Origin of the sequence: Marinobacter sp. UBA2498 (assembly GCF_002341575.1) — a bacterium.
Classification (GTDB): Bacteria; Pseudomonadota; Gammaproteobacteria; order Pseudomonadales; family Oleiphilaceae; genus Marinobacter; species Marinobacter manganoxydans.
The window spans coordinates 25181-35510 of sequence record NZ_DDOI01000106.1; the positions used below are offsets into that span (position 1 = coordinate 25181).

The window sequence follows — 10330 nt, forward strand, 5'->3', positions numbered from 1 at the left end:
GCTCTACCTGGTCTTTGCGGCCATCTTTATCTTCACCGAACAGGTTCACGGTATCCAGCTTCTCGACAGCCGGCCCGCTCTGTTCGACAAGCAGTTCCTGCACTTCCAGATCATTCTGACCTGGTTCTGGGGCCTGCTGATGGCAAGGTCACTGCTGGAGACCCGGGAGCGGTCGGCCGACCTTGATCAGGTGATCCGCCTCTGTCTCTATTCGGTGGTCGCGACGTTCGTGCTTTCCCTATTCCTGCCCTACCACGTGGCCATGGAATGGATTGTGGTTGGCTCTGTCCTGCTGAGCCTGATCCTGATTGTGGTCAGTTACCTGTCCTGGCGCTATTACAACCCGGCGGCCCGGTCCTACTTTTTTGCCTGGACACTGGCGCTGGTGGGCTTCGGCATCTACGCCCTGACGGTAATGGGCATACTCCCGCTGAACACATTCACCGCCTATTCGCCGCAATTCGGTCTGACCGCCCAGATCATTCTGTTCTCGTTTGCCCTGGCAGACAGGATCAAGCAGGTCCAGGGCGAGGCCCTGGGCTGGAGCCAGCGGGCGTTGTCGAACCTTCAGCGTTACCAGTCGCTGTTCGATAACGCCATCGAGGGCGTGTTCCAGATGTCACCGGACCGGCGATTTGTCACGGCCAATCCCGCTATGGCGCGGCTGCTGGGCTACAACAGCAGCCGCGAGTTGCTCAAGCGGAACCCGGACGTACTGGAAACCTGCATCGCCGACGAGCGGTTGCGGCGGCTGGTGATCGAGCAGCTGGAGGCCCGGGGCACGGTCAAGGGCATTGAGGCTCGATACCTGACCCGGGATGGTGACGAGCGCTGGGCGACCATCTCACTGCACACGGTGTATGACACCGAGGGTGAGCCGACCCATCTGGAAGGCACCTGCATCGACGCCACCGAAAGTCACAATCGCTTGAGAATCGAGAGGGAGCGCGAGCAGGAGCGTCTCGAGAAGGAGCTTGCCCGCAATTCCGCGGAGGCGAAAAGCCAGTTCCTGGCCAATATGAGCCATGAGATCCGCACACCGCTGGCAGCCATCATCGGTTACGGAGAAACGTTGCTTGATCCGGATCTCAGTGAGCCGGAGAAAAGAAGCAGTGCCGAGACGGTGGTGCGCAGCGGCCGACATCTGCTGGACTTGGTCAACGACATCCTCGACCACTCGAAAATCGACGCGAACAAACTGGATGTGGACATCGTATCGGTCAATCTGCCGGAACTTCTTGACGAGATTCGCGCCTTCTTCGCGCCAAGAGCCCGGGAAAAAGGACTGGATTTCAGCATCATCTGCGAATACCCGTTGCCGGAGCAGGTACGCACCGACCCCACCCGACTGCGCCAGATCATCATCAACCTGTGTGGTAATGGCCTTAAATTTACCGATAAGGGGTCCATTTCCCTGGTGGTCCGTTGTGATCGCGATCAGGAATTGCTCGTGGCCCGGGTCGTGGATACCGGCATTGGCATGAAGCCGGAGCAATTGGGGCGTCTGTTCGATCCCTTTGCCCAGGGCAGCGCCGCCATTTCCAGGCAATATGGTGGCACTGGCCTCGGGCTCAGCATTTCCCGGCGTCTGGCGGAAATGCTTGGCGGCAGTATCCGGGTGAACAGCACCTATGGCGAGGGCAGCGAGTTTGAGCTTTCGATCCGGACAGGGCCACTGGATGAGGTGCATTTCCTGCGCGATGCCTCGGAGCTGAGCCAGCGCCGCCGGACCATCCCCATGGTTGTCGCGCCGCGATTGTCAGGGCGTATCCTGTGTGCCGAGGACAATGAGGTGAACCGGCGGCTTGTTTCCCTGCTGGTGTCTCGAACCGGAGCCGAGCTTGTCCATGTGGGCAACGGAGCGGAAGCCCTGGAAATGGCGATTCGCGAACCCTTTGATCTGATCCTGATGGACATACAGATGCCGGTGATGAACGGCCGTGACGCGACGGCGGCACTTCGCGAAGCCGGGGTGAATACGCCAGTCATCGCGCTCACCGCCAATGTGATGTCCGAGGACATTGCCGACTATCGCCTGGCCGGCTGCAATGAACACCTGGCGAAGCCCATCGACAAGCAGCGCTTCTATGAAACACTGGGACGATACCTGTCGGTGACGCCGGCCTCCGCTAATGAACGAACCTCACGCTATCAGGGCAAGGTGCTGGTTGCCGAAGACAACACGGAAAACCGGCAGCTGGTAGAGCGTATGCTGCGCCGGGAAGGTCTGGACGTCGTGGCAGTGACCGGCGGCGAGGACGCGGTTCGGACTGCATTGTCCGATACGGTTCATCTGGTGCTGATGGACCGTCACATGCCGGGAATGGATGGTGTTGACGCCACCCGGTTGCTGCGCCAGGCCGGGTTCCGCCGGCCGGTGATTGCCTTTACAGCTGGCGATCAGCCGGAAACCGATGCATTGCTTGAGGCCGGTTGTGACGGCGTTTTGAACAAGCCCATTGATCAGTCCCACCTGACGGCCCTGCTGGACCGGCTGCTGGGCACGGGCCCCGTTTTCGCCGCGGATACTGGCGAAGACGCTGAAATTGCCCACCTGGTGGCACAGTTTCTTGATGGGCTTGCCGCGCGGCGGACCCGAATGGATGCCGCGCTGGCGGACGCAGATCGTGAAGCAATGAAAACCGAAGCCCACCAGATCAAGGGCACGGCGGGTGCCATGGGCTATCCGCTGATGACCCGACAGGCGGGTATACTGGAAGAGCTGCTGAAAGTCACTGAGCCGGACTGGGAACGTGTTCGCAGCGAACTGAAGGAACTCGGTGAAATGATAGACCGTGCCCTCGCCGCTGCGAAAACGCCAGGCTGACGTGTGTGAGTATGACCAACAGGAAGAACCCGATGAGTGAGCTGCCGGAACGCCGAGAACACCATTCCTTGAGCATGATGTATGGTACCTATGCCGACATCCTGTTTGTGTTGTTTCCCTTTCTGATTATCGGTATGCAACGGTTGTGGGAAGGCCGGCTTTACGAAACCCTGCTGCGACCGGACCTGAGCATCGCCGCCGCTATCCTTGCCGGTCTGGCTATCGGCAAGTTCGTGCTCGGTCTCGTGACCAACCGGGAGCTCGGGCGCTACAAGGAGCGGATTGTTTTCTTCATTGCCCTGACGCTTTTCGTGGTGCTGGGGCCGGCAATCATTCTGATCCTGAGTATACTGGGAAGCGCGGATGTACCCGGTTTTGTAACCTTTGTTCAGCCGATCCTTCTGATTATTGCGATATCCCTCTACACAACCGCTGTGAGCATCAGCAATATACTGACACGGTTTGGCATGGAGGACGGGACGACGGCCAATCCGGAGACCTCGCCACGCCCTGACTACAGTGACATGAGCGAGCCCCGACCAGCGCCGCTGGACCTGCCGCGGCGCACAGGCAACGACCCGACAGTTTGAGAGGAGCAACCCACATGACGGATCTGAAAGTGCTGGTAGTGGAAGATGAGCCTGTGATGCGAGAGCGGCTCGTGGATATGCTCTACAACGCTGGCGCAACCAAGGTGATCGAGTGTATTGACGCAGCTTCCGCCAGGACGGCTTTCAAAGCCGGGGAATTTCACATCATCCTGCTGGATCTGGGGTTGCCGGACGGCGATGGGCACGAACTGATGCTGGAATTCAAGGACGCCCGTGAGGAGCAGCACATTGTGCTGGTGACGGCGGACGATTCGATCGAGAGTATTCAGCGGGCGATCAGTGCCGGTGCTAACGGCTACGTGGTCAAGCCTTACTCCCAGGAAAAAATACACGATGTGGTCAACAATTACGCCATGGTTCACGGCGGCGATATGGCGATGATGCAGGGTCTGAACCGGCGCCACTGACCGGTTCAGACACGCGGCTTCTGAATCAGGCGACCTGCCGGGCAATCCATGAATTGTAACGGGTCGCCAATGCTCTGACGTACCTTGCCTCGGCGTCGTTCATATTGCCCAGGACGCCCTTGAAGATCCAGCCCCGCTCATACACTCCCAGCACCCGCTGTTCGTCATCCAGATTGACGCGCTGATTAAGTTTTTTGCAGATGGCATCCAGCAGCGGCAGCTTCTCCGGACGCTTGATCGGGCCCTGGCGATTGTTCATGGGCTGGTTTGCTGCGCGAGTTGTCGGATGTCTTTTCATGATGTTCTCCTTGTCGTTTTGCGGCTGCAAAAACAAAACCCCGGTGCCTGAAGCGACCGGGGTTTCGCGGAGAAGCTGACCCGGTCGCTACATAGGCTCCCGGGACTGACCGAAAGCCGTTAGATGTCTTTCACCATCGCGCGAACAGACTGCCCTGCATGGCAACCTGCTGCTGTGTAAGCGCTGAACTGTGGAATCATTCTGGTCATACCGGCTCTTATGTTTCGGTTCGACTACCAGTGTATAGGCTAATGGGCCGTTTGCAATAGCCCGGCTTCTTCGGCAAACCCCTACAGACGGCCTCCAGGGGCGCTTGGCATAATTCTTTCCGTCACGTGTTTTACGTTGTGCAATCCCGACTGCCTGCCGCGCCAGGCAGTTGATGGATCTCTCCTTTCTACGCAGCCTCTATGGCTGCGTTTTTTTTGGGTAGTGGAATCTTCGTAGCCATTACTTCTTACAGATTTTGCGGCCTGTCCCGGCGATAATTCGCACACTAATATTCGATTAATCGCCATCAACAGACAGAGGTTGAAACCTAGCAAAATGTCCGACGAAGCCGGATCTGCCAGTAAAAAGTTCCGTTCCCACGCATTGATTGAACTCGCCCTGATTATTGCACTTGGTCTTTACCTGCTGGTCGCGCAGGAGCAGGTCGTGGGTGAGAATCTGGTGTTTACCGTGACCGGAGCCGCGCTCATGGCCCTGGTGACCTACTGGACGCTGAATACCCTTCGGGATGGTCTCGAGGTCATCGCACTGCGTGTCCGTCACGCCAGGCACTGATCAACCGGGAATGCGTCAGGCCTGCCGGGTTTGACCCGTTAACGGCGCCAGTTCGTCCTGATTCGGCGCAATCCGTTCCCAGGTTTTGTGGAGAATCAGGGCATCGTTTGCGGCCCGATGCACAGGCAGGCCAAGCTCTGTAATCACCTGTTGGCGAAGTGCTGACCATTCGCGCACCTGCCTCGTGTCCAACAGCGCTGAAATGGATTCAAGCTGAAACGTTGGCGTTATGCGGGCGGCCTTGAACAAACGATGCAGCCAGAAACTGTCGAAGGTCCAGGCATCGCAAAACACCTGTTCCGGCAGCAGTTCGTTGAGGGCACTGGCGACTTCGCTCACCGCAATACCATCCGCTTCCAGGGTCTCGCGGGAAATGCCGTGAATCTGCTCAGCGCTTTGTGACCAGTCCTGCCACAGCACGTGGGGGCTGATCAGCCAGCTGTGGAGAGTGCCATCCGGCATGCAGATTCCCACCTCAATGGGGTAGCTCGCGATCAGATCAAGGCTTGATGCCTCGAAATCGATGAATGCCGGCTGGATAGTGGTCATGGAGTCAGTGTAGCTGATGAGTTGTTTTTCGCTGAGTTTACCCGCCCCGCAAGCGAGACGCGAACCCAACCTGTTCCTGCACTGTTACAATATGTCCATTCATTGTAAAAGCCCGATGACAGCAACAGGCCTCGGGCGCGACAGTAAACCAGCCAAATCCGAACCGCACCATACGGGGAGCCCGAATGACAGACACCGTAGTCGTTATCTATTCCGGAGGCATGGACTCCTACACCCTGCTGCATCTGGCCCGGGAGCGCGGCTACCAGGTTCATGCCCTGTCCTTCAACTACGGGCAGCGCCATGTCCGGGAGCTTGAGTGCGCGCGTTCGGTCTGTGAAGCGCTGGGTGTACCCCACAAGGTGATCGATATCCGCGCCATGAGTGAGGTGATGGCCGGCTCATCGCTGACCTCGGATATCGATGTGCCGGAAGGCCACTATGAAGAAGACAGCATGAAAGCGACCGTGGTGCCTAACCGAAACATGATTCTCCTGTCCCTGGCGACCGGTTACGCCGTGACCGCAGGTGCTGGCGCCGTCTGGTACGGAGCTCATGGTGGCGACCACGCTATCTACCCGGACTGTCGCCCGGAGTTTGTGGATAAAATGGACGCGGTCTGCCGCGTGGCCAACTACGAGCCGGTCGGCATTGAGGCGCCTTTCATGACCATGGACAAGGGTCAGATCCTGGCTGAAGGCCTGCGCCTGGGACTGGACTATGCACAGACCTGGACCTGCTACAACGGCCGGGAGCGGGCTTGTGGACGCTGCGGCTCCTGTGTTGAACGACTGGAAGCCTTCGCTGCCAATGGTGTCAAAGATCCCCTGGACTACGAGGCGGCAAGCTGATGTATCGGGTCAAGGAAGCCTTCTACACGTTGCAGGGTGAAGGTGCCCAGGCCGGGCGTGCTGCCGTGTTCTGTCGTTTCAGCAAGTGCAACCTTTGGACCGGTCGCGAGAAGGACCGCGCCACTGCCGTGTGCAATTTCTGTGATACCGATTTTGTCGGTACTGATGGCCAGAATGGTGGTCGCTTTGAAACCCCGGAGGAACTGGCCCGTCACATACGCAATCTTTGGCCGGAGGCACCCGGCAAGCCCTACGTGGTCTGCACCGGTGGCGAGCCCCTGCTGCAGCTGGATGCTCCCCTGATCGAGGCTCTGCACCGGGAAGGGTTCGAGGTAGGGGTAGAGACCAACGGTACCCTGCCCGCGCCCGAAGGCATCGACTGGCTCTGCGTCAGTCCGAAAGCCGATGCCCCGGTGGTGCTTGAGGCCTGTGACGAGCTGAAGCTGGTCTATCCCCAGCCCCTGGCGATGCCGGAGCGATTCCTGGGCATTCGCGCAAGCCATTATTTCCTGTCGCCGATGGCCTCTCCCTCGATACCGGAAACGGCTGTGGATGAGATCAAACAAAGCAATACCCGACGCGCCACCGATTATTGTCTCGCGCATCCGCAGTGGCGCCTGACCCTGCAAATGCACAAGATCATCGGCATCGACTGATTACCCCGTGGCCAGTGCCCGCCTGGCGGTAATCAGCCCGGGGCCGGGTTGCGAAATTCGGTAATGGCTGGGGCTGCTGCCGGTCCAGCGCTTGAAAGCCCGGGTGAAATTCGCCGCGTCGGCGTAACCGAGGGCATCGGCAATCTGGCTCAGATTCATGGTGGTACTGCGGAGCAGATCCTGTGCCCGTTCCAGGCGGACCTGATCTACCAGCTGCTGGAAACTGGCGTCTTCTTCCTGCAGCCGCCGCTTGAGCGTTCTCTCGGACACAAACAGGGTGGCCGCTACCCTGGCCAGTTTTGGCGGGAAGGGGTGGCTGGTCTCGATTACCCGTCGGACGCGACAGGCAAATCCGGCGTCTTCGGTCAGCTGCCGCAGCGCCTCCTCGCACTGGGCTTTGGACGAGGCCGCCAGTTGATCATCGGTGAAGCGCACGGGCAGGCTCAGACGGCCAACCGGAATCACCAGGGCATTCTCCGTAGCGCCGAATTCCACCGGCACCGGGATCTGTGAGCGGAAACGCTGGAAATAGGCCGGCTCCGTTCCCCGGCGAACAATCCGCAAACCGTCAATGACCGAGCCTGTCAACTGTGCCCCCATGGAAACGCAACCAAACAGCATGGCATCCATGATAAAGCCGTGCAGAGGCCCCAGGTCGATATCACAATGCACAACGTACCAGGCCAGGTTGCCGGTCTCCCGTTTGCAGACCCGAAGGTGAGGCACCCTTAGCGTCAGGTATCGGGTCATCAGCTCCATGGCATCGCCCAGGGTACGGCTACTCATGACGGCCGTACCCAGGGCGCCGTGCAGGGGCAGCTTCAGCTCCCTGGCGAGCATGATACCGAGTCCAGGTTCGCCGCTTTCGATAATGGCCCGGGTGACGAATTCGCTGGCCTGGGTCTGGCTCACCCGCCGATCGGTGGATTGCAGGCGGACGGGGTCAAGACCGACCCGGAGGAGGAGGTCTTGTTCGTCAACACCGATGGTGTTCAGCAGTTCGGCCAGAAGATGCAGGTAGATGGCCGGCATGCCCAGGTCCTGTGCCGTTGAAACGGAGGCGCGCATGGGATTTCCTCGTCTGATTCTGTTCTTGTTATGTCGCAGAACGCTTGGTTTCGACGATTATGGCGCCTCGCGGCTCGTTGCCCCATGACTTCGGTGACGGAATAAATGGCCTGAAAGGCCAATCATCGGCTGGTTGGCAGGAAGCATCCGGATCGATCACTGGCCATGACGGCGGACAAAGTGTTCCAGGGCTGCGGCAGATCGCCCGGGCGTTTCCAGCATCGGAAGATGCCCGACACCCCGGAACATGTGGATTTCTGCCTGAGGCGTGGCCGAGCTGAACCAGTCGACGCAGCGGGTCGGGGTAATCACGTCACGGTCGCCCCACTGAACCTGCAGTGGCGGTGTCTCGGGGCCCAGGTAGCGGGCCGGTGCCAGCGCGTCTGCCACCATGTCACTGAAGATATGACGGAGGGCCTTGGTGCGGCCCAGGAGGTCCGGTCCGAGGAGGCCGGCCATGGCAAGTCCGGAGACCGTGGGCTTGCCGGTGCCAACACTGTTGAACATACGGTAGACGCCTTTCCAGTCCCGTGGAATCAGGATGCCATCCCGGTCAGGCTTCAGGGGGGCGTGAATGTCTACCTCTTCATGTTCGGGGATGCCGGCGCTGTTGAGCAACGTCACCGAGCGGGGCGCCGGATCCAGTGTGTGGGCCAGTATTGCGGCAATCGCGCCACCCATGGAGCTGCCGGCCAGATGGATGTTGTCGGTGTTAACGCCGGCAAGCCACTGAGCCAGTCGACGGGCCTGGGTTTCGTAGCGGTAGCAGGCCTCCGGCCGGTAATCACTCTCCCCGAATCCCGGCAGATCCGGCGCCAGAAGATGCCAGTGTCTTGGCAGTCTTTGCAGCCACAGCCCCCAGTTTTCCTTCATGGCGGCAAAGCCATGAATCAGGACGATCGTCGGGCGGCCGACATCTGGCGATCCCCGTTCCAGGAAAACCATCTTGTGGCCATCGACCATGGTTTCACGGCGGCGGGCCTGGAGAAGAAATCGTTGTCCCGTGCGGGCAGCGGGCCAGAAGTTGGGGGCAGGAATTCTCATGGTTGTCAGCGATCACCGGTTTTGGGTCTGACCACCAGTCTACCGGGACCAGAATCCGGAGCCTTGGCCACAGTGCCCGTGGACGTCGGCGAATGGGCAACAGATTGCCCGTGACGGGGCATCGAAAGTCAGAGCTTCAGGTCGACAATCACCGGATTATGGTCGCTGGATCGCCAGGGTCCCCGGCCGGATGCCGGGTGATCGCTCCGGTAGTCGAGTACCCGGGGCTCATCGGCGTTCACCAGCCAGCTCCAGGCGCCCATGACCCTTGGTTTTAAGGTCTCGGAGGCGAGTGCGAAATCCAGCGAGCCCTTCTGACCACGGTAACGGTAGGTGTAGTGACCACAGGTCTTTTCGGTGCAGGGATGGAAATGGTGCACCATGCTGGTAAATCCTGCCTGCTCCAGCACCGCTATGGGATGTTCGCGGGCATAGCTGTTGAGGTCACCGATTATCAGGGTGCCGACTGAATGGTGCCTGCGGGTATCGCTGCCGGACCAGGCCGCCAGTGTTTTCGCTTCGTTGGTCCGCCGGCTTGCGTAGCAGCCCTGGCCATCGGCCTGGTCTTTATCATCGCCACGGGCGCCCCGACAGGATTTCGATTTCAGGTGAGGAACAATTACCCGAACGGTAGCATCACCGTCCGTTCGGCCGAAATCCTGAGCCAGGGGAGGCCGGCCTCCCGATTCAAATGGCCCTTTGGTAAGCCGTTCTGGCGGGCCAACGGCGCTAATCCGGTCGCTGCGGTAGAGCAGGCCGGTCCGGATCTCGTCATCGCCGTCCTGGCCGGGCGTGCTGACGAACCGCCAGGTGCCGCCCAGGGCCTCTGCAAGTTTCGCTATGGAACTTGCCGGTCCATAGCCGTCGTTCTCAAGTTCGGTCAGCGCAAGAATGTCCGGATCGGGGGCCAGAAGTGTGTTCACCAGTTGTTGTTGCTGGCGCCGGAATTCCGCCGGTGTCCCGGCCCCACGACTCGTTGGAAACTCGCCGCCCCGGCCATCTCCGTTAAAGAAATTACCAAGGTTCAGAGCCATGATCCGCACCGAAGCCTCATGCCGCGGCCCGGGTGCGGTTTCTCTGGGATTGGTGGCGAGGAAAGCCGGCTCCTGAGAAGGCTGGAGCCGCCAGGCATCGAAGCGGAAATCCAGCACACCGATGAGCCCTCTAATCTGATCACCGGCCCTTACGGTTGCCGAGGACAGGCCGCCCGGGGGCCAGGGTACCGGGCGGGGG

The 10330-nt window shown here is 59.8% G+C and carries 11 protein-coding genes; 6 read left to right on the plus strand and 5 right to left on the minus strand.

Annotated elements, in window-relative coordinates; all coding sequences use genetic code 11:
- The 3 genes from B2W52_RS14815 to B2W52_RS14825 form a co-directional block, all read left to right on the plus strand.
- Positions 1-2827 (plus strand): hybrid sensor histidine kinase/response regulator (locus tag B2W52_RS14815; protein ID WP_286803669.1); only part of this gene is annotated, 2827 nt, incomplete at its 5' end.
- A 32-nt stretch (positions 2828-2859) separates the two neighbouring features.
- Positions 2860-3417, plus strand: coding sequence for a hypothetical protein (locus B2W52_RS14820; RefSeq protein WP_041645885.1), 558 nt, complete (start codon positions 2860-2862; stop codon positions 3415-3417).
- 14 nt (positions 3418-3431) lie between these two features.
- Positions 3432-3845 carry a response regulator gene (locus B2W52_RS14825; RefSeq protein WP_008176796.1) on the plus strand — a complete coding sequence of 138 codons (414 nt, stop codon included), beginning with the start codon at positions 3432-3434 and terminating at the stop codon, positions 3843-3845.
- A gap of 25 nt (positions 3846-3870) precedes the next feature.
- Here B2W52_RS14825 and B2W52_RS14830 read toward each other — a convergent pair whose 3' ends face one another.
- Positions 3871-4143 (minus strand): hypothetical protein, encoded by a 273-nt coding sequence (locus B2W52_RS14830; RefSeq protein WP_041645887.1) that lies wholly within the window; start codon positions 4141-4143, stop codon positions 3871-3873.
- Between the two features lie 531 nt (positions 4144-4674).
- Here B2W52_RS14830 and B2W52_RS14835 point away from each other — a divergent pair.
- Positions 4675-4929, plus strand: coding sequence for a hypothetical protein (locus tag B2W52_RS14835; protein ID WP_257903044.1), 255 nt, complete (start codon positions 4675-4677; stop codon positions 4927-4929).
- Between the two features lie 15 nt (positions 4930-4944).
- Here B2W52_RS14835 and B2W52_RS14840 read toward each other — a convergent pair whose 3' ends face one another.
- Complete coding sequence (locus tag B2W52_RS14840; RefSeq protein ID WP_014578938.1) at positions 4945-5478, minus strand: 3'-5' exonuclease; 534 nt, start codon at positions 5476-5478, stop codon at positions 4945-4947.
- 185 nt (positions 5479-5663) lie between these two features.
- Here B2W52_RS14840 and queC point away from each other — a divergent pair, with 185 nt between their 5' ends.
- On the plus strand, positions 5664-6329 hold the full coding sequence (queC, locus tag B2W52_RS14845) for a 7-cyano-7-deazaguanine synthase QueC (protein ID WP_008176806.1): 666 nt from the start codon (positions 5664-5666) through the stop codon (positions 6327-6329).
- Positions 6329-6985 carry a 7-carboxy-7-deazaguanine synthase gene (queE, locus tag B2W52_RS14850; protein WP_008176809.1) on the plus strand — a complete coding sequence of 219 codons (657 nt, stop codon included), beginning with the start codon at positions 6329-6331 and terminating at the stop codon, positions 6983-6985. The genes queC and queE overlap by 1 nt, the downstream gene beginning before the upstream one ends.
- Here queE and B2W52_RS14855 read toward each other — a convergent pair whose 3' ends face one another.
- The 3 genes from B2W52_RS14855 to B2W52_RS14865 all read right to left on the minus strand — a co-directional run.
- Positions 6986-8053, minus strand: coding sequence for an AraC family transcriptional regulator (locus B2W52_RS14855; RefSeq protein WP_008176811.1), 1068 nt, complete (start codon positions 8051-8053; stop codon positions 6986-6988).
- Positions 8054-8209: 156 nt separating this feature from the next.
- On the minus strand, positions 8210-9097 hold the full coding sequence (locus tag B2W52_RS14860; RefSeq protein WP_053113502.1) for an alpha/beta fold hydrolase: 888 nt from the start codon (positions 9095-9097) through the stop codon (positions 8210-8212).
- A gap of 128 nt (positions 9098-9225) precedes the next feature.
- Positions 9226-10330, minus strand: a 1105-nt coding sequence (locus B2W52_RS14865; RefSeq protein ID WP_286803670.1) for an ExeM/NucH family extracellular endonuclease, incomplete at its 5' end; no start/stop codon positions are given.

Excerpts from the sequence above, each read along its gene's own strand:
- B2W52_RS14820 (WP_041645885.1), top strand. The coding sequence starts at position 2,860 with ATGAGTGAGCTGCCGGAACGCCGAGAACACCATTCCTTGAGCATGATG.
- B2W52_RS14830 (WP_041645887.1), bottom strand. The coding sequence starts at position 4,143 with ATGAAAAGACATCCGACAACTCGCGCAGCAAACCAGCCCATGAACAAT.
- B2W52_RS14860 (WP_053113502.1), bottom strand. The coding sequence starts at position 9,097 with ATGAGAATTCCTGCCCCCAACTTCTGGCCCGCTGCCCGCACGGGACAA.
- B2W52_RS14825 (WP_008176796.1), top strand. The coding sequence starts at position 3,432 with ATGACGGATCTGAAAGTGCTGGTAGTGGAAGATGAGCCTGTGATGCGA.
- queC (WP_008176806.1), top strand. The coding sequence starts at position 5,664 with ATGACAGACACCGTAGTCGTTATCTATTCCGGAGGCATGGACTCCTAC.
- B2W52_RS14840 (WP_014578938.1), bottom strand. The coding sequence starts at position 5,478 with ATGACCACTATCCAGCCGGCATTCATCGATTTCGAGGCATCAAGCCTT.
- queE (WP_008176809.1), top strand. The coding sequence starts at position 6,329 with ATGTATCGGGTCAAGGAAGCCTTCTACACGTTGCAGGGTGAAGGTGCC.
- B2W52_RS14855 (WP_008176811.1), bottom strand. The coding sequence starts at position 8,053 with ATGCGCGCCTCCGTTTCAACGGCACAGGACCTGGGCATGCCGGCCATC.